The 20,517-nt window shown below is 71.6% G+C and carries 22 protein-coding genes and 1 tRNA gene; 15 read left to right on the top strand and 8 right to left on the bottom strand.

What is annotated here, in order from left to right:
* Positions 1 to 7: 7 nt before the first annotated feature.
* On the bottom strand, positions 8 to 1,501 hold the full coding sequence (locus tag NCI01_RS15775; RefSeq protein WP_254182455.1) for a SulP family inorganic anion transporter: 1,494 nt from the start codon (positions 1,499 to 1,501) through the stop codon (positions 8 to 10).
* 83 nt (positions 1,502 to 1,584) lie between these two features.
* Between NCI01_RS15775 and NCI01_RS15770 the strand changes: the two genes are divergently transcribed.
* From NCI01_RS15770 to NCI01_RS15760, 3 genes are all read left to right on the top strand, one after another.
* On the top strand, positions 1,585 to 1,989 hold the full coding sequence (locus NCI01_RS15770) for a MerR family transcriptional regulator (protein ID WP_254182454.1): 405 nt from the start codon (positions 1,585 to 1,587) through the stop codon (positions 1,987 to 1,989).
* Between the two features lie 103 nt (positions 1,990 to 2,092).
* Positions 2,093 to 3,367 (top strand): LCP family glycopolymer transferase, encoded by a 1,275-nt coding sequence (locus NCI01_RS15765; RefSeq protein WP_254182453.1) that lies wholly within the window; start codon positions 2,093 to 2,095, stop codon positions 3,365 to 3,367.
* Positions 3,368 to 3,380: 13 nt separating this feature from the next.
* Positions 3,381 to 3,572 carry a hypothetical protein gene (locus NCI01_RS15760; RefSeq protein WP_254182452.1) on the top strand — a complete coding sequence of 64 codons (192 nt, stop codon included), beginning with the start codon at positions 3,381 to 3,383 and terminating at the stop codon, positions 3,570 to 3,572.
* A 361-nt stretch (positions 3,573 to 3,933) separates the two neighbouring features.
* Here the strand turns inward: NCI01_RS15760 and NCI01_RS15755 are convergent, their stop codons facing one another.
* From NCI01_RS15755 to NCI01_RS15745, 3 genes are all read right to left on the bottom strand, one after another.
* Complete coding sequence (locus tag NCI01_RS15755; protein ID WP_254182451.1) at positions 3,934 to 4,284, bottom strand: MscL family protein; 351 nt, start codon at positions 4,282 to 4,284, stop codon at positions 3,934 to 3,936.
* A gap of 54 nt (positions 4,285 to 4,338) precedes the next feature.
* Positions 4,339 to 4,971, bottom strand: coding sequence for an SAF domain-containing protein (locus tag NCI01_RS15750; protein WP_254182450.1), 633 nt, complete (start codon positions 4,969 to 4,971; stop codon positions 4,339 to 4,341).
* Between the two features lie 111 nt (positions 4,972 to 5,082).
* Positions 5,083 to 5,388, bottom strand: coding sequence for an FmdB family zinc ribbon protein (locus NCI01_RS15745; RefSeq protein WP_254182449.1), 306 nt, complete (start codon positions 5,386 to 5,388; stop codon positions 5,083 to 5,085).
* A 116-nt stretch (positions 5,389 to 5,504) separates the two neighbouring features.
* On the opposite strand from NCI01_RS15745, the gene NCI01_RS15740 reads away from it, so the two are divergent.
* Positions 5,505 to 8,207: a penicillin acylase family protein gene (locus NCI01_RS15740; RefSeq protein ID WP_254182448.1), complete on the top strand. Its 2,703-nt coding sequence runs from the start codon at positions 5,505 to 5,507 to the stop codon at positions 8,205 to 8,207.
* Between the two features lie 99 nt (positions 8,208 to 8,306).
* Here NCI01_RS15740 and NCI01_RS15735 read toward each other — a convergent pair whose 3' ends face one another.
* Entirely contained in the window at positions 8,307 to 8,915 is a 609-nt protein-coding gene (locus tag NCI01_RS15735; protein WP_254182447.1) for a 5-formyltetrahydrofolate cyclo-ligase, read from the bottom strand.
* 22 nt (positions 8,916 to 8,937) lie between these two features.
* On the opposite strand from NCI01_RS15735, the gene NCI01_RS15730 reads away from it, so the two are divergent.
* The 7 genes from NCI01_RS15730 (at position 8,938) to NCI01_RS15700 (ending at position 14,371) form a co-directional block, all read left to right on the top strand.
* Positions 8,938 to 10,353: a UTP--glucose-1-phosphate uridylyltransferase gene (locus NCI01_RS15730; RefSeq protein WP_254182446.1), complete on the top strand. Its 1,416-nt coding sequence runs from the start codon at positions 8,938 to 8,940 to the stop codon at positions 10,351 to 10,353.
* Positions 10,346 to 11,575, top strand: coding sequence for a molybdotransferase-like divisome protein Glp (glp, locus tag NCI01_RS15725; RefSeq protein WP_254182445.1), 1,230 nt, complete (start codon positions 10,346 to 10,348; stop codon positions 11,573 to 11,575). Before NCI01_RS15730 ends, glp begins: the two co-directional genes overlap by 8 nt.
* The gene (gene moaC, locus NCI01_RS15720) at positions 11,575 to 12,057 is read left to right on the top strand and encodes a cyclic pyranopterin monophosphate synthase MoaC (RefSeq protein ID WP_254182444.1); all 483 of its coding nucleotides are present in this window, start codon (positions 11,575 to 11,577) and stop codon (positions 12,055 to 12,057) included. The genes glp and moaC overlap by 1 nt, the downstream gene beginning before the upstream one ends.
* A 13-nt stretch (positions 12,058 to 12,070) precedes the next feature.
* Positions 12,071 to 12,547 carry a MogA/MoaB family molybdenum cofactor biosynthesis protein gene (locus NCI01_RS15715; protein ID WP_254182443.1) on the top strand — a complete coding sequence of 159 codons (477 nt, stop codon included), beginning with the start codon at positions 12,071 to 12,073 and terminating at the stop codon, positions 12,545 to 12,547.
* A 38-nt stretch (positions 12,548 to 12,585) separates the two neighbouring features.
* Positions 12,586 to 13,164 (top strand): GNAT family N-acetyltransferase, encoded by a 579-nt coding sequence (locus tag NCI01_RS15710; RefSeq protein ID WP_254182442.1) that lies wholly within the window; start codon positions 12,586 to 12,588, stop codon positions 13,162 to 13,164.
* A gap of 60 nt (positions 13,165 to 13,224) precedes the next feature.
* Entirely contained in the window at positions 13,225 to 14,214 is a 990-nt protein-coding gene (sepX, locus tag NCI01_RS15705; RefSeq protein ID WP_254182441.1) for a divisome protein SepX/GlpR, read from the top strand.
* Between the two features lie 81 nt (positions 14,215 to 14,295).
* Positions 14,296 to 14,371: transfer RNA gene (locus NCI01_RS15700), tRNA-Ala, on the top strand.
* 59 nt (positions 14,372 to 14,430) lie between these two features.
* On the opposite strand, the gene NCI01_RS15695 is transcribed toward NCI01_RS15700, so the two are convergent.
* Complete coding sequence (locus NCI01_RS15695) at positions 14,431 to 14,898, bottom strand: tyrosine-type recombinase/integrase (protein WP_254182440.1); 468 nt, start codon at positions 14,896 to 14,898, stop codon at positions 14,431 to 14,433.
* 415 nt (positions 14,899 to 15,313) lie between these two features.
* Between NCI01_RS15695 and NCI01_RS15690 the strand changes: the two genes are divergently transcribed.
* Entirely contained in the window at positions 15,314 to 15,850 is a 537-nt protein-coding gene (locus NCI01_RS15690; protein ID WP_308213227.1) for a penicillin-binding transpeptidase domain-containing protein, read from the top strand.
* A gap of 144 nt (positions 15,851 to 15,994) precedes the next feature.
* On the opposite strand, the gene NCI01_RS15685 is transcribed toward NCI01_RS15690, so the two are convergent.
* Together NCI01_RS15685 and NCI01_RS15680 are read right to left on the bottom strand one after the other, a co-directional pair.
* Positions 15,995 to 16,597, bottom strand: a complete 603-nt coding sequence (locus NCI01_RS15685; RefSeq protein ID WP_254182438.1) for a response regulator transcription factor — start codon at positions 16,595 to 16,597, stop codon at positions 15,995 to 15,997.
* Positions 16,594 to 17,868, bottom strand: coding sequence for a sensor histidine kinase (locus NCI01_RS15680; protein WP_254182437.1), 1,275 nt, complete (start codon positions 17,866 to 17,868; stop codon positions 16,594 to 16,596). Before NCI01_RS15680 ends, NCI01_RS15685 begins: the two co-directional genes overlap by 4 nt.
* A 112-nt stretch (positions 17,869 to 17,980) precedes the next feature.
* Here NCI01_RS15680 and NCI01_RS15675 point away from each other — a divergent pair, with 112 nt between their 5' ends.
* The 3 genes from NCI01_RS15675 to NCI01_RS15665 all read left to right on the top strand — a co-directional run bounded on the left by NCI01_RS15675 (position 17,981) and on the right by NCI01_RS15665 (position 20,412).
* Entirely contained in the window at positions 17,981 to 18,868 is an 888-nt protein-coding gene (locus NCI01_RS15675; RefSeq protein ID WP_254182436.1) for an ABC transporter ATP-binding protein, read from the top strand.
* An 83-nt stretch (positions 18,869 to 18,951) separates the two neighbouring features.
* On the top strand, positions 18,952 to 19,671 hold the full coding sequence (locus NCI01_RS15670; RefSeq protein WP_254182435.1) for an ABC transporter permease: 720 nt from the start codon (positions 18,952 to 18,954) through the stop codon (positions 19,669 to 19,671).
* A 60-nt stretch (positions 19,672 to 19,731) separates the two neighbouring features.
* Positions 19,732 to 20,412, top strand: a complete 681-nt coding sequence (locus NCI01_RS15665; protein WP_254182434.1) for a GOLPH3/VPS74 family protein — start codon at positions 19,732 to 19,734, stop codon at positions 20,410 to 20,412.
* Positions 20,413 to 20,517: the final 105 nt, after the last annotated feature.

The following is a 20,517-nucleotide window of genomic DNA, read 5'->3' as shown; positions in this document are numbered from 1 at the left end:
ACGTCGGTCAGTGGGACGGCAGCGAGCCGGACAGCCGCTCGTGGCGTTCGGCGCTCGCCGGGTTGAGGCCGACGATCTCCACCGACGTGCCCCTGCGGGCGTACTTCGTCGTGATGGCGTCGAGTGCGGCGACGGTGGAGGCGTCCCAGACGTGGGACTGCGACAGGTCGATGACGACGTGGTCGGGGTCGGCGGCGTAGTCGAACTGGGTGTAGAGGTCGTTGCTCGAGGCGAAGAAGAGCGCCCCGGTCACGCGGTAGACCGCGCTGGTCGTGCCGTCCCGGTTCGCGACCAGGTCGCGGTGAGTCTCGGTGAGGTGGGCGACGCGCCGGGCGAAGAGGGTCATGGCGACCAGCACTCCGACCCCGACGCCGATGGCGAGGTTGTGCGTCACCACGGTGACGACGACGGTGGCCAGCATGACGGTGGTCTCCGACCTCGGCATCCGACGGAGCGTCGACGGCCGGATCGAGTGCCAGTCGAACGTGCCGACCGAGACCATGACCATGACGGCCACCAGTGCGGCCATCGGGATGAGCGCGACGACGTCGCCGAAGCCGACGACCAGGACGAGCAGGAAGACGCCGGCGAGGAACGTGGAGATCCGGGTTCGGGCGCCGGACGCCTTCACGTTGATCATCGTCTGTCCGATCATCGCGCAGCCGCCCATGCCGCCGAAGAAGCCGGTGACCACGTTGGCTGCTCCCTGACCCCACGCCTCACGCGTCTTGTCGGAGTGGGTGTCGGTGATGTCGTCGACGAGCTTCGCGGTGAGCAGCGACTCGAGGAGGCCGACGAGCGCCATCGCGACGGCGTACGGGCCGACGATGCGCAGCGTCTCGAGCGTCCACGGCACGTCGGGGAGGAACAGGGCCGGCAGGCTGTCGGGCAGCTCGCCCTCGTCGCCGACGTCGGGCAGCGACAGGCCGGCCAGCAGGGCGAAGCCGGTCAGCGCAACGATCGCGACGAGCGGCGACGGGATCACCTTGTTGAGTCGCGGGAAGCCCACGATGATCGCGATGCCGACGGCGACCATCGGGTGGACCAGCCACGGGACGTCGACGAGGTGGGGCACCTGGGCGAGGAAGATCAAGATGGCCAGGGCGTTGACGAAGCCGACCATGACCTGGCGCGGGATGAAGCGCATCAGCCGGGCGATGCCCACCAGGCCGAGCACGACCTGGATGACGCCGCCGAGCAGCACGGTGGCGATGAGGTGGTCGTAGCCGTGGTCGCGCATCACCGGTGCGACCACCAGCGCGATCGCCCCGGTCGCGGCCGAGATCATCGCCGGGCGGCCGCCGAGGAAGGCGATCGAGACCGCCATCGTGAACGACGCGAAGAGCCCGATGCGTGGGTCGACCCCGGCGATGATGGAGAAGGAGATGGCCTCGGGGATCAGGGCCAGCGCAACGACCAGGCCGGCCAGCACCTCCGTGCGGAGCACCTTGGGAGACCGCAGCGCCGATCGCACGGTGGGCTCGGACGCGGAGGGGGCCATAGGGTCGGCGGTGGCAGGCACGAGCAAGAAACCTACCCTCACGTAAGGGTAGAGTTGTAGTCCAAGGGCAGGAGGCTGCGGTCGTGGGCGAGCAGGCCGTCGGAGGAGCCGTCATGCACATCGGCGAGGTGGCCGCGCGCACCGAGCTGTCGTTGCGGAGCCTGCGTCACTGGGAGGAGGTCGGCCTCCTCACGCCCTCGGGTCGCACGGACGGGGGGTTCCGGCTCTACACCGAGTCCGACGTCGACAAGATCCTCGTCATCCGGCGCATGAAGCCGCTCGGGTTCAGCATCGACGAGATGAAGGCCGTGATGGGCGATCTCGAGGTGCTCGACGACCCGTCGTCCGACGAAGCGGCCACGCAGGTCGCTCGCGGTCGCCTCGCGGCCGTGTCGGAGGAGGCGGCAGAGCGGCGGAAGCGGCTCGCCCGTCAGCTCGAGATGGCCGACGAGTTCATCGGGCTGCTCGCGGCAAGGCGACGTGCCTGACCGGATCGCGAGCGCCGGCACCGGCGCTGCGGAGCAGGGCATACTTGCCGGAGTGAAGTAGATTCCGTCCCGGTCCGTATCCCACTCCAGTGAAGGTGACCCCGTGTCGGAAGAGTCGCGTCCCGAGGCTGCCACGGGCGCGCCCAAGCGCAAGGGCAAGGCGGCGCGCAAGCACACGGTCGGCCGCGTCATCCTGATCAGCGCGGTCGTGCTGGCACTCATCACCGGGCTCGGCACGGTCTACTTCATCCGCCACCTCAACGGCAACATCGAGGGGATCTCGCTCGACGAGCTCGGCGACGAGCGCCCGGCCAAGCTCTACAAGGGCAACGGCGAGCCGCTCAACATCCTGGTGATGGGCGACGACACGCGCTCGGGCGAGGGCAACCGCATCGACGGCGAGTCGGGTGGCGGCGGGTCCGACACGACCATCCTCGTGCACATCTCCGCCGACCGCAGCCGGGCGTACGCCGTCTCGATCCCGCGTGACTCCATCGTGGACCGTCCCGAGGTGGGGTGCGACTCACCCGCGGAGACCGACGTGATGTGGAACGCCGCCTACACCGTCGGCGGTCCGGTGTGCACGGTCGCCCAGCTGCAGGAGAACGCCGAGCTGCCGGTCGACCACTTCATCGTGATCGACTTCAACGGCTTCGGCGACATGGTCGACGCCGTCGGTGGCGTGCCCGTCTGCGTGCCCGAGGACCTCGTGGACCGCGAGCACGGCATCTTCGTCCCGGCCGGCGACCCGTCGGTGCTCACCGGCGACGAGGCGCTCGACTACGTCCGAGCGCGGTCGGTCGGCGAGCTGGCCCAGCGCAACGACATCTCGCGCATCCGCCGCCAGCAGACCTTCATCGCCGCCCTGGTGCGCGAGGTCAAGTCGGCCGGCACGCTCACGCGACCGGACAAGGTCATCAGCTTCCTCGACGCCGCGACGCGCTCGCTCACCACCGACGACGAGCTCGACTCGGTGACGCGCATGGGCCGGATCGCCATGCAGCTGCAGAGCGTCGGCCTCGACAAGATCCAGTTCGTGACGCTGCCGACGGAGTACTACCCGACGGACTCGGAGTTCAGCGGCCGGGTCTTCTGGACCCCGGAGGCCGACCGGATCTGGAAGCTGATCAACCAGGACAAGGAGCTCCCGGCGGAGCTGCTCTCGGGCAACGCCGTCACCGCCGAGCCCCCCAAGACCTCCGCCGAGGCGCAGTCGCCGTCGCCCTCGCCCTCGGACACCCCGAGCGAGACGCCGTCGGAGACCCCGTCCGAGACCCCCTCGGAAACGCCGTCCGAGACGGCCTCGCCGAGCGAGACGGCCACGCCCGACGCCCCGGCCACCACGGAGCCGGAGCCCGTCCCCGGCGTCTGCGCGTGAGCGCCCCACGACCGTGACGCCCGACGACGAGCCGGACGCCAGGCCCGACGAGCGCGAGCCGGAGTGGAAGCGGCGTCGCCGACTGGCGGCCGTGTTCGGCGAGGGCACGCCCGACCAGACGAGCGACGACCGCGACCCGCGCGAGGACCGCTCGGGCAAGGGCGACGACTGGTACCGCGACCAGGTGCCGCCCCACCACGGCTGACGCGCGACGCGCCGCCGCGCTCTGGTCGGCGGTGCCCCAGGCGGCTTCCGGCGATCAGGAATCCTCCTCGCGCACCGCCCGGCAGTGTGGCGGCGTACGACGCGCAGGTGAGCGGTGCCCCAGGCGGCTTCCGGCGGTCAGGAATCCTCCTCGCGCACCGCTCGGCAGTGTGGCGGCGTACGACGCGCAGGTGAGCGGTGCCCCAGGCGGCTTCCGGCGGTCAGGAATCCTCCTCGCGCACCGCTCCCGGGTGCGGGCTACGCCGCGCTCTGGTCGGCGGTGCCCCAAGCGGCTTCCGGCGGGCAGGAATCCTCCTCGCGCACCGCCCGGCGGTGCGGGCTGCGACGTACGACGGGGTCGCTCAGACGGCGCCGCCGCGCGTCTTGAGCAGGTCGCGGATCTCCTCGAGCAGGGCGACGTCGGGCGCCGCACCGGCCTCCTCGGCGGGGAAGAACCGCTCGCGGGCCTTGGTGTAGGGCACCACGATGAAGAAGTAGACGACCGCGCCCATGACGAGGAACGCGATCAGGGCGTTGAGGAAGGCGCCGAAGCTGCCGGTCTCGTCGCTGAAGAGGTCGTCGGTGTTGGGGAGCAGGCCGGTCAGCCACTCCGTGAACGTCGTGACGACCGCCGCGAACGCGAGCGCCATGATCAGTCCGGTCGCGATCTCGACCAGGTTGCCCTTGAGGATGAAGGCCTTGAAGCCGCTCATGGTGGTTCTCCGTCCGGTGGGGCCCGAGAGGGCCGCGGGTGACTGTTGTCCACGCTAATGGTTCCACGACACCGTCAGGAACTGTGTCAGCGCCGCGCCCGCGAGGGTGACCGCCTCGTCCGCGCTTGCCCCCACCACGACGAGCGCGCCTCCCTTCCCGCCGGCCGGTCCCTCGGGGACGCCCGTCGGGGTCGCCAGCACCGTGACGTCGCGGGCGACCAGGGCCGCGTCGCCGGTGCCCGGGTCGGTCGCCATGAGGTCGACCACGTCGCCCGCGCGCAGCAGCGCGGCCATGCCGGCGTCGGGGAGCCGGACCGGCACGATCGTCTCGCCGGGGTGGGCGAGCGCCAGCCCCGGCCCGACGAGGCGTACGTCGGTCACCACCTCGCCGCGGCCGAGTGGCGCCGCCAGGACCCGGCCGGCTGCGACGGCCGAGGCGTCGGCCGGCACGAGGTCGGTGGGCCACTCGCGCGCCACGAGGTCGTCGTCGGCCAGGAGCGCACCCGAGGGCAGGTCGCGCGCGGCGACCAGCACCTCGGCCGTCTCGGCCGGCGGCGGGGCCAGCGTGCGCAGCGCGGCGAGGGCGGCGACGGCGGTGAGCGTGGCGGCGATCAGCCGACGGCGGCGCCTGAGCTGGTGGCGTACGGCGCGCAGCCGGCGGCGTGTCGGCGGGAGTCCCGGGAACATGCACCGACGCTAGGCCGGGACGGCCCGGGCGTGCTCGGCTCGTCCACAGGGGTCTCGTGGCGGGGTCCCGTGACGGTCGCGGGGCGACCTCCTCGACCAGCGGGGGAGAGGTCAGTCGGAGGAGCTTGAGGTCGACGAGCTCGACGACGAGGAGCTGCTGGACGACGAGCCGCTGTCGGGCGAGGAGGAGGTCGAGGAGGTCGAGGTGGAGGCCGCGGCGGGGGTCGAGGACGACGAGTCCTTGCGGCTGTCGGTGCGGTAGAAGCCCGAGCCCTTGAACACCACGCCCACGGCGTTGAACAGCTTGCGCAGCCGGCCGTCGCACTCCGGGCAGACGGTCAGCGCGTCCTCGCTGAAGCTCTGGAACTGCTCGAAGGAGTGGCCGCACTCGGTGCAGGCGTACTGGTAGGTCGGCATGTGGGTCCTCTGGGAGCGACGGGGCGGCGACGGTGGTGACGGGATCGGCCGGGCCGACGCGACGCGCTGGCACTCGAGCCCTTCGACTGCCAATGGTACGGCACAATGGTGGGGCGATGACCGAGCCCGACGCCAGACCCGACGCCAGCCCGACCGCCACTGACCCCGCCCGGCCCGCTGCGCCGACCACCGGGCCGACCACCGGGCCGACCACCGACCCGGCGCACGGCTCGGAGCGCGGCTCGAGATGGCGCGCGTTCAGGCGCGCGCCGCGGGCGGTGCGGTGGACCGCGTGGATCGCGCTCGGCCTCGTCGTGCTGCTCCTGGTGCTGGCCGTGACGGTCGTGGTCGTGCTGCGCCGTCCGCTCCCGCAGACCGACGGCGATATCGAGGTCCCCGGCCTCGCCGCCTCGGTCGAGGTGGTGCGCGACGAGCACGGCATCGCGCAGGTCTACGCCGACACCGATGCTGACCTGATGTTCGCGCAGGGCTTCGTGCACGCGCAGGACCGCTTCTTCGAGATGGACGTACGCCGCCACGTGACGGCCGGCCGGCTCTCGGAGATCTTCGGACCCGACACCCTCGAGACCGACCGCTTCATCCGGACCATGGGCTGGCGGCGGGTCGCCGAGCGCGAGCTGGCGCTCCTCGAGCCGGCGACGCGCGACGCGCTGACGTCCTACGCCGCGGGCGTCAACGCCTACATCGCCGACCGCAGCCCCTCGCAGCTGGCCGCGGAGTACAGCGTGCTCGGGCTCACCGGTCTCGACTACTCCCCGGAGGAGTGGGGGCCCGTCGACTCGCTCGCCTGGCTCAAGGCCATGGCGTGGGACCTGCGCGGCAACATGGACGCCGAGGTCGACCGGGTCCTGCTCTCCCTCGACCACACCGAGGACGAGATCGCGTCGCTGTGGCCGGACTACCCCTTCGACGAGCACGAGCCGATCGTCGGCGGCGGCGGCGTCGTCGACGGTGTCTTCGAGCAGAACGCGAGCGGCAACGCGACCCGCAACCCCCGCCGGCCGGCGTACGCACCGGGCGTCGTCGCGGCACTCGAGCAGGTCCGCGACCGGCTCGACGCGATGCCCGCGCTGCTCGGCAAGGGACGCGGCATCGGCAGCAACTCATGGGTCGTCGACGGCGAGCACAGCGCGACCGGAGCGCCGATCCTGGCCAACGACCCGCACCTCGGCACCAGCCAGCCGGGCATCTGGATGCAGATGGGGCTGCACTGCCGTGAGCAGACGCCCGACTGCACGCTCGACACCTCGGGCTTCACCTTCTCCGGCGTGCCGGGCGTGGTCATCGGCCACAACGCCGACATCGCCTGGGGCTTCACCAACCTCGGCCCCGACGTGACCGACCTGTTCCTCGAGCAGACCGAGGGCGACGACCGCTACGTGCGTGACGGCGCGACCGAGGCGATGGAGGTGCGCACCGAGACGATCGAGGTGCGCGGCGAGGACGACGTCGAGCTGCGCGTGCGCGAGACCGTGCACGGGCCGTTGATCAGCGATGTCTCGTCGGAGTTCGCGACCGTCGGCGCCAACGCACCGGTCGACGAGCCGGGCGAGCGGGGGAGCGGCTACGCCGTCGCGCTGGCGTGGACCGCCCTCGAGCCGGCGCCCACCGCCGACGCGATCCTCGCCCTCAACCGCGCCTCCGACTGGGACGAGTTCCGGGCGGCGGCGGCCGACTTCTCCGTCCCCGCGCAGAACATGGTGTACGCCGACCGCGAGGGCCACATCGGCTACCAGTCGCCCGGCCGGATCCCGATCCGTCGGGGCGGCAACGACGGCACGATGCCGGTGGAGGGGTGGGTGAGCGCCAACGACTGGACCGGCGAGTACATCCCCTTCGACGGCCTGCCGAGCGTGCTCGACCCGGACGAGGGCTTCATCGTGACGGCCAACCAGGCCGTCATCGACGGGCGCTACCCCTACCTGCTCACCGAGGACTGGGACTACGGCTACCGCTCGACGCGGATCCGCGAGGTGCTCGAGGACGAGGGGGAGCTGTCCGTCGCGGAGATGGCCGCGCTCCAGCTCGACTCGACCAACCCGATGGCGGAGAGGCTCGTGCCCTACCTCCTCGACGTCGAGGCGCTGCCGTCGCCCTACTACCGCAACGCCCTCAACCTGCTGCGCGACTGGGACTTCTCCTCACCCGCCGACAGCGCAGCCGCGGCCTACTTCAACGTCGTGTGGCGCACGATCCTGGAGAAGACCTTCCACGACGACCTGCGCCAGCGCACCTGGCCCGATGGCGGTGACCGGTGGTTCCGCGTGGTCGAGCGGATGCTCTCCGAGCCCGCCGGTCCCTGGTGGGACGACGCCCGCACCGACGACGTGGTGGAGACCCGCGACGACGTCCTGCGGGCCTCGCTCATCGACGCGCGCGACGAGATGACCCGCCGCCAGTCCCGCGACCCCCGGCTGTGGACCTGGGGCCGGCTGCACCGCATGGACCTGCGCAGCTCCACGCTCGGCGAGTCGGGCATCGCGCCGGTCGAGCGCCTCTTCAACCGCACGGGCTGGGAGGTGGGCGGCGGCTCCTCCATCGTCGACGCGACGTCGTGGAACGCCGTCGAGGGCTTCGGGGTCACGGCCGCGCCGTCGATGCGGATGGTGGTGTCGCTCGGCGACTGGGACGAGTCGCGGTGGATCAACCTCACCGGCGTCTCCGGGCACCCGATGTCGGGGAACTACTCCGACCAGACCGAGCTCTACGTCGACGGCGAGACCCTGCCGTGGGCCTGGTCGCGCGACGCCGTCGAGGCGGCCGGCGAGGACCGGCTGGTCCTGACGCCCGCCCCTTAGCGGGTCGGGCGCGAGTTCGTCCCACGCGTCCCTGGAGTCACCGGATATCTGTCGAATCACGTACTTACAGGTAGAGATCTCTACCTGTAAGTGGGGCGGTCACCGGATATGCGGTGACTCCGGAGGGCCGAGGGCGACCACCCCGCGCGAGGTCAGCGCGAAGCCGACCGGCACGTCGTGGGCGTCGGTCGGCACGTCGAGCCCGACCTCGTCGTCGTACAGCACCACGGCGACGGGCGTCCCGGCCGGCACCCGGGCCAGCGCGCGGTCGTAGGACCCGCCGCCGCGGCCGAGCCGGTCGCCGGCGGACGAGACCGCGAGGCCGGGCACGAGCACCAGGTCGGCGGCACGGATGCCGTCGACGCCGAGCCGTGCCCCGACTGGCTCGTAGAGCCCCCGAGCCGCCTGCGTGATGCTGCCCGGTCCGGCGTACGCCGCCCAGTCGAGGTCGTTGTCGGGCCGCAGCACCGGCAGCACGACCCGCTTGCCGGCTGCCAGCAGCGCGTCGAGGAGGAGGCCGGTGCCGGGCTCGCTGCCCACCGAGACGTACGCCGCCACGGTGGCCGCCGCGCGCACCGCCCGCCACGCCAGCGCGACGTCGACCACGTCGGCCGAGAAGTCGGCCGCCGCCCCGAGCGGGCGCCGTCGGCGAGCCGCCAGCACCTGGTCGCGCAGCGCGGTCTTGGCCGCCGAGTGTTCCGCTCCCACATCGGCAGCCTACGATCGAACCATGGCAGGCAAGGGCAATCCGCAAGGCCTCGAGCTCGCGCGCGAGAAGATGCGCCGGGCAGGCGTCGACGACGTCGCGATCGAGACGTTCGCGCACTACTACCGGCTCCTCGAGCACGGGGAGACCGGCATGATCGCCGAGGACTCGATCGAGCCGCTCGACATGGAGTCGCTCGCCGACATCGACGTCCCCGACGAGACCGCCGCGGAGGCGATCCGCAAGACGGCGGTGATCAAGCTCAACGGCGGCCTCGGCACCTCGATGGGCATGGAGCGCGCGAAGTCGCTGCTGTGCGTGCGCCGCGGGCTGAGCTTCCTCGACATCATCGCGCGGCAGGTGCTCCACCTGCGCAAGCAGTACGACGCCACGCTGCCGCTGCTGTTCATGAACTCCTTCCGCACCTCGGCCGACACCATGGCCGCGCTCGCCCGCTACGACGAGCTGCCGGTGGAGGGCCTGCCGCTGGAGTTCCTGCAGAACAAGGAGCCCAAGCTCCTCGCCGCCGACCTCATGCCCGCGGCCTACCCCAAGGACCCCGACCTCGAGTGGTGCCCGCCCGGCCACGGCGACATCTACACCGCGCTGCGCGGCACCGGCCTGCTCACGCAGCTGCTCGACGCCGGCTACCGCTACGTCTTCGTCTCCAACTCCGACAACCTCGGCGCGGTGCCCGACGCGCGGGTGGCCGGCTGGTTCGCCCAGAGCGGCGCGCCGTTCGCGATCGAGGCCGTGCGTCGTACGCCGTCGGACCGCAAGGGCGGCCACTTCGCGCGCCGCAAGGCCGACGGCCGCATCGTGCTGCGCGAGTCGGCCCAGACGCTCGACGCCGACAAGGAGGCGCTGGCCGACCTCAGCCGCCACAAGTACTGCTCGACCAACAACCTGTGGTTCGACCTGCGGGCGATGGTCGACGCGCTCGACGCCCGCGGCGGCATCCTCGGCCTGCCGCTCATCAAGAACGTCAAGCACCTCGACCCGGCCGACAGCTCGACCCCGGAGGTCATCCAGATCGAGACCGCGATGGGCGCCGCGATCGAGGTCTTCGAGGGCGCCCGGACCATCGAGGTCGGACGCGACCGCTTCGTCCCGGTCAAGACGACCGACGACCTGCTCGTGTTGCGGTCCGACGTCTACGACCTGGGCCGCGACTTCGTGCTCGACCAGGCGGGCGACGAGGTGCCGTTCGTGTCCCTCGACGGCAGCTTCTACAAGCTGGTCGGCGACTTCGACAAGCGCTTCCCCGAGGGCGCGCCGTCGCTGCGCGAGGCCGAGTCGTTCACCGTCGAGGGCGACTGGACCTTCGGGCGGGGCGTCCGGGTGGTCGGCGACGTCGCCCTGGAGGCCTCGGCCGCCCAGCGCGTCGAGGCCGGTGCCGTGCTCGGCCAGCAGGACCCGGCCCAGGACACCGATGGCTGACCTGCTGCCCGTTGCCGACTACGTCGACCGCATCCTCGCCACCGTCTCCCCGCTGCCGGCCTTCCCGCAGCCCCTGATGGAGGCGCTCGGGCTGGCCCTGGCCGAGGACGTCGTCGCCCCGATCTCGCTGCCGAGCTTCGACAACTCCGCGATGGACGGCTACGCCGTGGTCGCCGAGGACGTCGCCGAGGCGTCGGAGGACTCGCCCGTCACCCTCCCCGTCGTGGGTGAGATCGGCGCCGGCCAGTCGTCGATCCTCGCGATCTCGCCGGGCAGCGCCGTCAAGATCATGACCGGCGCGCCGGTGCCCGCCGGTGCGACGACGGTGGTGCCCTACGAGTGGACCGACCGCGGGGTCGCCAGCGTCCGGATCAGCCGCGCGGCCACGCCGGGCCAGCACATCCGGCCCACCGGCGACGACATCTCCGAGGGCGACATGCTGCTCGAGGAGGGCACCGTCCTCGGGCCGCGCCACCTCGGCCTGCTCGCCGCCGTGGGCCGCGCCACCGTGCGCACCCGACCGCGGCCGCGCGTCGTCGTCATCTCCACCGGCTCCGAGCTCCGCGACCCCGGCACGCCGCTGGGGCGCGACTCGATCTACGACGGCAACTCCTACCTCCTCGCCGCAGCCGCCCGCGCGGCCGGCGCGATCGCCTATCGGGTCGGCATCGTGCCCGACGAGACGCACGCCTTCACCGAGGCGCTGAGCGACCAGCTCGTCCGCGCCGACCTCGTGGTCACCAGCGGGGGCGTGAGCGAGGGCGACTTCGACGTCGTGAAGGAGTCGCTGTCGCACCACGGCTCGATGTGGTTCGGCGGCGTCGGCATGCAGCCCGGGAAGCCGCAGGGCTTCGGCACGGTCGGCGAGGACGACACCCCCGTCTTCACGCTGCCCGGCAACCCGGTGTCGTCCTACGTGTCGTTCGAGATGTTCGTGCTGCCCGCGATCCGCCGGATGATGGGCAAGCTGCCCTACGTACGACCCGCCGGACGCGCCCGGCTCACCCACGGGTTGTCGTCGCCGGAGGGCAAGGTGCAGCTCGTGCGCGGCCACTACGAGACCGACCGCGGCGGCACCTTCGTCTCGCCCGTCGGCGGCCACGGCTCGCACCTCATCGGCGACCTCGCGACCTCCAACTGCCTCATCGAGGTGCCCGCCGGCACGACCGCGATCCCCGCCGGCGAGATGGTCGCCATCCGCAAGCTCGACGAGGAGTTCTGATGGGCGCCCCTGACGGCGAGCGGCTCACCCACGTGGACGAGCACGGCGCCGCCCGCATGGTCGACGTCGGCGACAAGCCCGTCACGGCCCGTACGGCGTCCGCCACCGGCCGCGTGCTCGTCAGCCCGGCCGTCGTCGAGCTCCTGCGTGGCGAGGGCGTGCCCAAGGGCGACGCGCTCGCGGTGGCCCGGATCGCCGGGATCATGGGCGCCAAGCAGACGCCCGCGCTCGTCCCTTTGTGCCACCCGCTGTCCATCTCCGGCGTCACCGTCGACCTCGAGGTCACCGACGTCTCGGTCGACATCAGCGCGACCGTCCGCACCACCGACCGCACCGGCGTCGAGATGGAGGCCCTCACGGCCGTCTCGGTCGCCGCGCTCACCGTCGTCGACATGGTCAAGGCGGTCGACAAGGCCGCGACCATCACCGACATCCGCGTCGAGAGCAAGAGCGGCGGCCGGTCCGGGGACTGGGAGCGGTGACCCGGTGGCCGCGATGAACCTCCCCGCAGCGGTCGTCGTCGCGTCCAACCGCGCCGCGGCGGGCACCTACGCCGACGAGACCGGTCCCCTCATCGCGGCCTGGCTCCGCGACCAGGGCTTCGACTGCGGCGACCCCGCCGTCGTGCCCGACGGCGACCCCGTGCGCGAGGCCATCACGACGGCCGTCGCGGCCGGCGCCCGGCTGGTGCTGACCACCGGCGGCACCGGGCTGACCCCCACCGACCGCACGCCCGAGGCCACCGCGCCGCTGCTCGACCGCGAGGTGCCCGGCATCGCCGAGGCGATCCGCGCCGCCGGGGTGGCCAAGGGGGTGCCGACCGCGATGCTCTCGCGCGGCCTCGCCGGGATCGTCGGCGACTGCCTCGTGGTCAACCTCCCCGGCTCGCGCGGCGGGGTGAAGGACGGCCTCGGCGTCCTCGAGCCCGTCGTCCGCCACGCCGTCGAGCAGGTCGTCGGGAGCGACCATTGACCGGCCTCACGGGCACGGCTCCAGGCTGGCCGGCGCGCTTGGAGTCCGAGGGCGTCGTCGTCCGCGCGCTGCGCAGGTCCGACGCCGACGAGTGGCAGGCCGTCCGCGCCCGAAACCATGACTGGCTGCGGCCGTGGGACGCCACCGTGCCGCCCGGCGCCGCGCCGCGCCCGTCGTCGTACAAGGTCGTCACGCGCTCGCTGCTCCACCAGGCCAAGCTGGGCCAGTGCCTGCCCTTCGTCATCGAGGTGGGCGGCCGCTTCGCCGGCCAGGTCACGGTGAGCAACGTCGCCCGCGGCTCGGCGCAGTGGGGCTCGATCGGCTACTGGGTCGACGTCGCGGTCGCCGGCCGCGGGGTGGCGCCCCGGGCGGTGGGGATGGTGATCGACCACTGCCTCGGACCCGTCGGGTTGCACCGGGTCGAGATCTGCGTCCGCCCCGAGAACACCAACTCGCTGCGCGTCGTGGAGAAGCTCGGCCTCGAGCAGGTCGGCTACGCACCACGCTTCCTGCACATCGACGGCGCGTGGCGCGACCACCGGATCTTCGCGCTCACGGCCGAGGAGGCGCCCGAGGGGGTGCTCGTCCGGCTCCAGACACACCAGTCACACCAGTAGTTCTGCGACACACCTCTTGACATCCGCCTCACCCACGCTCCCCGCTCCTACGCTTCGAGCGTGGACCTGAGCGCTCTCATCTTCGTCGCCCTTGCCGTGGCGTGGGCCGTCTACCTGATCCCGAAGGCCCTCAAGCACCACGACGAGGTCGTGCGCAGCCGGTCGGTCGAGAAGTTCTCCCACACGATGCGCGTCCTCGCCCGGCGCGAGCCCGTCGACCGTCGCAACGCGCGCCTGGTCGTCTCGCCCATCCGCGCGACGCTGCGCCCGCCGGTCGAGACCAAGGCCCGCACCGAGCCCGAGGTGGTCGCCCCCTCGGTCACCAGCGCCGTGGTCACCACGGAGGTGACCCGCGAGGTCACCGTCTCCGCAGGACCCGCCCAGCCCGCCCCGTCGCGCCCGCTGTCGCCTGGCGCCGAGCGCGCCTCCGCCCGCCGGGCCGCCAGGCGCCGCCGCAACGTCCTCGCCCTCGTCCTCCTCGCCAACGCCGTCGTCATCGGCCTCGCCACGGCGTCGCTCGTCGCCTGGCCGTGGGTCGCCGCTCCGGCGGCCGTCCTGGTCGCGTGGCTGGTGGCCTGCCGGGTGTCGGTGCGCGCCGAGCGCCGCCAGCGTGCGGCTCGCTCGCAGCGCCCCGACCGCTCGGCGATCGAGATCGGGCTGCCGCCGATCGTCGAGGAGGAGGCCGACGAGTCCGACCTCACCGGCGAGATCACCGTGACCCCGCCGCAGCCCCGCGTGCCCGCAGCGCCGTCCGAGCCCGCGCCGTCCGAGCCCGCGGCGTCGTCCGCCGCCGACACGCCGGCCGTGGTCACCGGGGAGGTCGCGGTCGTCGGCGGCTGGGACATGGTGCCCACCACGCTGCCGACCTACGTCAGCAAGCCCGCCGCCCATCGGCGTACGGTCTCCACGATCGACCTCGACTCCACCGGCGTCTGGTCGAGCGGCCACCACGACGGCGACTCGGCGCTCGCCCGGTCGGCCGAGCAGTCCGCCAAGGACGCGAAGGCCGCACGCGAGGCCGGCGAGACCCGCCGCGCCAGCGGCGCCTGAGCCGACCCTCGCGAGTCCGCCGGGGCGATTGGGTGGGCGCCGAACCGCTCGTGTATCTTGGCGTCGCGTCTTCGGGCGCATGGGGCTGTGGCGCAGTTGGTAGCGCGTCTCGTTCGCAATGAGAAGGTCAGGGGTTCGAATCCCCTCAGCTCCACCAGCACGACGAAGAACCCGGAGGTCGACCTGACCTGCGGGTTCTCGCATTCTCCGGTGCCTTCACCCAGGGACTGACACCGGTGACGTTCGCCGGGACAGTCCGTCGGCTTGCCCCCCGCGTACCCCCGGCCTCTCCGTCGCCCGCTCGGGCCCACGGCGGGGACCTCGGTTCGGGTCGTTGAGACGCTCCAACCCCACCTGGTCGGCCGAGGTGCCCAGGAAGTGCAGGTACCGGTTTGTGGTGGCGATCGACTCGTGTCCCATCCACGCCTGCACCGTGCCCGGGTCCACGCCCCCCGCCAGCCACAGGCAGGCCGCGGTGTGCCGCAGGTCGTGGATCCGCCGACCGCCTCCGGTGCGGTCCCACTTCACGGTCCGCAGCACCGCGGTGCGGTGCAGCCGGGCACCACCCGAGGTGGTCAGCAGCAGGTCGGTCGGCTCCTTGGAGACGATGAGCCGCCGGATGATCGGCAAGACCCGGTCAGCCACCGGCACCCGGCGACCCCGCCGGCCCTTGGTCGCCTTCACCGCCCCACCCTCGGTCTGCGAGCGTCGGACGAGCAGCCCGGCGGTCGGCACCTCGACCACGTCCTCGACCAGCACTGCCCGTGCCCGCCCCACCGCATCCCGGTCCAACCGAGCACCAGCAGCACGTCCGTCAGGTGCGGGTCGTGCTCGTGCCACCGCTCATAGGCGGCCTCGAGCTCCGCCTCGGTCCACGGCCGCATCTCGGTGGGCTCCTCCGAGGACCGGGGGACCTTCGTCCCGGTCACCGGGTTCCGCACGATGACCTTGTCCCGCACGCACCATGCGAAGAAGCTCGACAGGCTGGCGCGACGCCCAACACGATGTCGTTCGACCAGGCCGACTACGCCAACTGCGCCGGCGCGCCGCCGTACGTCGGTGAGTTCACCGTGGGCAACGACGCGGCTCCGTCGGACGGGTGCCGATCTTCCCGCTCGGCGTCGCGAACGTGAGTCCACTCGAGATGGCCGAGGCGTACGCCTCCTTCGGAGCCCGCGGCCTCCACTGCGACGCGCGCCCGGTCACCGAGGTGCGGGGAGCCGACGGTGACGTGCTCAGCACCCATCGGCCGAGCTGCAAGCAGGTCGTCGCACCGACCACGGCCGACGCCGTCAACGACGTGCTGCGCGGCGTGGTGGAGCCGGGTGGCTTCGCGTCTGCCGCCGCCATCGACAAGCCAGCGGCCGGCAAGACCGGCAACAACGAGGGCCTGTCCGTGTGGTTCGTCGGTCACACCCCGGCGCTCGCCACCGCAGCGGTGATCGCCGGCGTCAGCCCCGAGGGCTCCCCGGCGCTGCTCCAGGGTTCCGTCGTGGGCGGCACCGTGGTCGGCGTTCCGTCGGCCTCCGCCCTCGCGGCACCTTTGTGGGGCGACGCCTTGCGGGGCGTCGAGGACCTGCTGCCCGACGAGGACTTCGTCTACCCCGCCACGGTGCCGGGCGCGGGCGTTGAGTGACGTGGGACCGAGTACGCGGCATCTCGGACGGAGACTGCCGCGCCTCCCATCCGGATGGCGAGCAAGCGCCGGTCGCCGCTGCGAGCGTGACTGCGATGACGAAGTCGAAGGCGCGGTGTGCCGACATGGATGGTGGTCGTAGGCTCAGATCCAACCGCGCTCTCGGGCCAGGTCAACAGCCTGGTAGCGGGTCGAGCGGTTCAGTTTCTGCAGGATGGAGGAGAAGTGGTTGCGGACCGTCCCTTCGGACAGGTGCAGCGCCTTGGCGATGTCAGAGCTGGTCGCATGACCGGCTGCCGCCCGCAGGACGTCCAGCTCGCGGTCGGTGAGCGGACTTCGTTCCGCTGAGAGGGCGTCCGCAGCGATCTCGGGGTCGACGTACCTCCTGCCCGCAGCAACCTCGCGGATCACCTGCGCCACGTCGCTGGCGGGACGGGATTTGGGCACGAAGCCCTGTACTCCTGACTTCAGTGCCCGCCGCAGAACCCCGGGGCGGGCATGCCGGGTGACCACGACGCAGCGTGTCGCCACGGTGTGGCGCAGTCGCTCGGCGACCTCTACTCCGTCCAGGAACGGCATCTCGAGGTCGAGCACGCACACATCGGGCTCCAGGCGATTCGCCTCGTCTACTGCCTCGGCGCCGTCGCGGCACTCGGCGACGACCTCGAGGTCGTCCTCGAGCGCCAGGAGCGAGGCGAGGGCGGTTCGGATCATGTCTTCGTCGTCGGCGAGCAGCACCCTGATCATCGGTCTCCTTCGCGTTGGTGGTCGAACGGCCGGGCGTCGGTGCGCGGGACGGTGGCGGACACCATGAACTGGGAAGGACTTCGGTCGACCGCGACGTGGCCACCCACAGCGCGAACGCGTTCGCCGATCCCCTGAAGGCCGTTCCCGGTCCGCTCGTGGCACCCGCTGGGACGAGGCTGGGCGACGTCGTTGCATGCCGTGTAGGTCCAGTTGTCCCCGCTGCGACGCAGACTCAGCGTCGCCCACGCCCCGCCACTGTGCTTGAGCATGTTGGTGGTGGTTTCCCTGATGACCGGGCCCAGGACGTCGACCGGCGCCTGCCCCGCCTGGTGCGCCACGCTGAGGTCCACGCGGATCCCGGCCGCGCGCAGCAGGTCGGCGGCATTGGCGAGCTCGTCGGCCAGCGGGACCCCCCGGAACCGGGTGGCGAGGTCGCGGGTCCCCTGGCGTGCGTGGTCCACCGAGGACCTGGCCGCGCGCACCTGGTGCAGTGCGGCGTCCGGATCACGGGTCAGGAGTCGTTCGGCCAGCTCGAGCTGCAGAGCAATCACCTGCAGGTGGTGGCCCTGCAGGTCGTGCACGTCGTTGGCGAGGCGCAGACGTTCCTGTGTCGCTGCGAGCCTGCCCTCCGCGACCCGGGCATGGTCGAGCTGTTCGACGATGTCCCACCACCACAGCGAGAAGGCCGAGGTCACCGGCAGGAGAAGGGCGTACGTCGTGGCCTCGGCGCTTGCCCCCGCTCCGGTCGAGCCCGTCGCCAGCGCGGAGTCGATGAGCCACAGCACGCCGAGTATGGCCGCGACGGCGAGAGACAGGCGCCGCCGCGCGCCGGACGACTCTTTGAGGAGGGCAGCCGTCTGCGCCAGGACAGCACCGCCCATGAGGAGCATTCCCGACACCGCCACGAACACCGTGCTCGCAGCGATGCACGCCAGGACCGGGATGGCACGCCTCCCCAGCACCCTGGCCGGAACACCGCGCCGTTCCTCGACTTCCTCCTCACCTCGAGAAGCGCGGCGGTAGCTCCACAGCAACAAGGCGGACGAGGACAGCCAGGTCAACCCGGCCAGGACGAAGGCCACCTGACGCCAGGACACCCCCGGTGAAGCAGGCACCGCGACAGGAGCCCAGATTCCCAGGACGACCACTTCGATGCACACGATCACCGCCGCCGTGGCCAGCCAGGTCAGAGCAACGCCCCGGCCGCGGGTCGACAGCCCGTTCCGCGGCGACGACCAGCCCGTGACCGGGGGCGAGGTGTTCGGCTGCACGCACGACAACGTAGCGGCGTGACACGTGTCATGGGTCCGGCATGACGACCGCATGACGAGTGGTGACAAGGGTTCACTGGGCCAGCCACCTGATCGACGATGACATGGAGTCATGTCAACCTCACCCGTGATCGACGTCGCCGATCTCAACCTCACCTACGGCGGGTTCCATGCCGTGAAGGACGTCTCGTTCCAGGTCCAGCGCGGCGAGCTCTACGCGCTGCTCGGCACCAACGGAGCCGGCAAGACCTCGACCCTCGAGATCATCGAAGGACACCGCCGGCCCTCCTCCGGTGCAGCTCGTGTCTTCGGGCACGACCCCCGGAAGCGCTCGGCCGTGCGCCCCAAGGTCGGCATCATGCTCCAGGAGAGCGGGTTCTCCCCCGACCTCACCGTCAAGGAGTCGGTGGCGCTGATCGGAGCCCTCACCCTCCGCGAAGACCGAGTCGAGCGGGTGCTCGGCATCGTCGACCTCAACCGCAAGGCCGCCACTCTGGTCTCGCAGCTCTCCGGTGGCGAGAAGCGCCGTCTGGACTTCGCCACCGCCGCGTGGGGATCGCCCGAGCTGGTGTTCCTGGACGAGCCCACCACCGGACTGGACATCTCCTCACGAGACGACCTCTGGACGGCCGTGGACAAGCTCCGCGAGGACGGATCGACGGTGGTGCTGACCACCCACTACCTGGAGGAGGCCCAGCAGCGAGCCGATCGCGTCGGACTGATGCACCGGGGAACGATGCACCGTGAGGGCACCGTCGCCGAGCTCACACGCCAACTGCCGGGCGTCATCCGGTTCACGCTGCCGCCGACCGCACCGCACCCGCCGGTGAAGGGATCGCGGCGCGACGACGGCACCTACGTGATCGAGACCTTCACCCTCGCTCGCGACCTCAAGGAGCTGCTGCAGTGGGCCGAGGGCCACCACATCGATCTCCAGGGACTGTCGGCCGGCCCGACGCGCCTCGACGACGTGTTCCGAGCCCTCGACACCGACGACTAGGCCTGCTGGCTCTGCCCGCGGTCGGCGTAGACCCTGCGCTCGACCGAGCCACGCCGCCCCTCGCACCCCAACGAAGGACCGCCATGCTCACCATCGCTCGCCATGAACTGACCCAGATCCTGCGCAACCGGGCCGTGCTCGTCTCCGGTCTCGTCATCCCCTTCGCCGTCAGCGCCAGCCTCGTGTGGCGACACGAGACCTTCGAGAACATCGGCAGCCTCGGTTACCTCGCCTCGACCATCGTCCTCACGATCGCCGCCTTCAGTCTCTATTCCACCGTCGTCACCACCTTGGCCTCGCGACGCCAGAACCTCTTCCTCAAGCGACTTCGATCCACCGCCGCACGCGACCACGAGATCCTGTGGGGCCTGGTGCTACCCGCGACAGCGATCGCCGGCGTCCAGCTTCTCGGCATCCTCGCCGTGCTCGCCGCCGTTGCCGGGTCACCGGACAACAGCCTTCTCTTCGCCGCAGGAACCCTCGCGACCATCGCCATGATGCTGGGTCTTGGCCTGGCCACCGCTGGCCTCACACACTCGCCCGAGCACGCGCAGGTGACCACCCTCCCGATCAGTCTCGGCACCATCGCCGTGGGAGTCTGGGTCGGGATCACCGGGACCGAGAACCTGGCCACGGTCAAGCGACTGCTCCCCGGTGGCGCCGCGACCGAGCTCATGACCGATGCCTGGAACGGCGGAGCATCCGTCGTTGACTCGCTCGTCCTGCTCGCACCCACCCTTGCCTGGGTCTTCCTCGCCCTCTTCCTGGCGCAGCGACTGTTCCAGTGGGAACCACGCCGATGACATCGATTGACTCTGCGCCTCCCGCACCGATCGCCCCGGGCCATGACCGAGAGGAACGACGTGACTGACCAGAACCACACAGGTGCCCTCGTGGTCGAGGACCTGGCACTCCTGATGTTCAACCCGCGCAACGGCGCCGTGGTCGGTGACGGGTTGCCGTTCTTCCACGTGCTCGCGGGCGCGGTGCTGATCGACCTGCTCCTGCAGGACCGGCTGAGTCTCGAGCAGGAGCGGCACGGCATGCGCCAGGTACGCACCGTCGGGGGCACGCGCCCCGACCTCGAGGTGCTCGCCACCGCCTGGGATGAGATCGACCGGAAGCCGATGGACCTCTACGCGATGGTCCTCGTCCTGGGCCCGCGCTTGCGCGAGCCCGTGCTGGACCTCCTCGTCGCCCGCGGCCACCTCCGGCGCGAGCCCGGACGGGGTCTTCTCCGGATCCCCACGCTCGCCGAGAACAACGGCACCCGACGCAATCACCTCGTGGCAACGATGCGCGCAGTGCTGAACGACGGGGCAGAGCCGGACGCCCACACCGCGGCCATCGCTGCACTGCTCTCCGCCAGCGGACAGCTCGCGTCCATGCACGCCGACATCCCGTGGTCGGGTGCCGTCCACGCCAACGCCAGGAAGCTCCAGCGGTCCGCCTGGGCTGCCACAGCTGCAGGTCAGGCGGTCCAGGTCAGCATGGCCAGCTTGATCGCCACCAACCTGTTCACCGCGACGAGCATTCTTGACTGACTGATGCCCGGCGAGCAGGTCCGACGGACGGCGCCAGTCCGCGCCCCGTCGATTCCCGCGACTCTGGCGACCACGCAACTGACCGGGCTGCGCCTCTCGCCGCTC

The sequence above is a fragment of the Nocardioides pinisoli genome (assembly GCF_024199985.1).
Taxonomy (GTDB): domain Bacteria; phylum Actinomycetota; class Actinomycetes; order Propionibacteriales; family Nocardioidaceae; genus Nocardioides; species Nocardioides pinisoli.
This window is presented reverse-complemented; position numbering and strand designations above follow the sequence as displayed.

Coding starts and splice junctions, on each gene's coding strand:
- NCI01_RS15745 (WP_254182449.1), bottom strand. CDS start 5,388: ATGCCGACCTACCAGTACGCCTGCACCGAGTGCGGCCACTCCTTCGAG.
- NCI01_RS15755 (WP_254182451.1), bottom strand. CDS start 4,284: ATGAGCGGCTTCAAGGCCTTCATCCTCAAGGGCAACCTGGTCGAGATC.
- NCI01_RS15740 (WP_254182448.1), top strand. CDS start 5,505: ATGACCGAGCCCGACGCCAGACCCGACGCCAGCCCGACCGCCACTGAC.
- NCI01_RS15715 (WP_254182443.1), top strand. CDS start 12,071: ATGAACCTCCCCGCAGCGGTCGTCGTCGCGTCCAACCGCGCCGCGGCG.
- glp (WP_254182445.1), top strand. CDS start 10,346: ATGGCTGACCTGCTGCCCGTTGCCGACTACGTCGACCGCATCCTCGCC.
- moaC (WP_254182444.1), top strand. CDS start 11,575: ATGGGCGCCCCTGACGGCGAGCGGCTCACCCACGTGGACGAGCACGGC.
- NCI01_RS15670 (WP_254182435.1), top strand. CDS start 18,952: ATGCTCACCATCGCTCGCCATGAACTGACCCAGATCCTGCGCAACCGG.
- NCI01_RS15775 (WP_254182455.1), bottom strand. CDS start 1,501: ATGGCCCCCTCCGCGTCCGAGCCCACCGTGCGATCGGCGCTGCGGTCT.
- NCI01_RS15675 (WP_254182436.1), top strand. CDS start 17,981: ATGTCAACCTCACCCGTGATCGACGTCGCCGATCTCAACCTCACCTAC.
- NCI01_RS15750 (WP_254182450.1), bottom strand. CDS start 4,971: ATGTTCCCGGGACTCCCGCCGACACGCCGCCGGCTGCGCGCCGTACGC.
- NCI01_RS15730 (WP_254182446.1), top strand. CDS start 8,938: ATGGCAGGCAAGGGCAATCCGCAAGGCCTCGAGCTCGCGCGCGAGAAG.
- NCI01_RS15685 (WP_254182438.1), bottom strand. CDS start 16,597: ATGATCAGGGTGCTGCTCGCCGACGACGAAGACATGATCCGAACCGCC.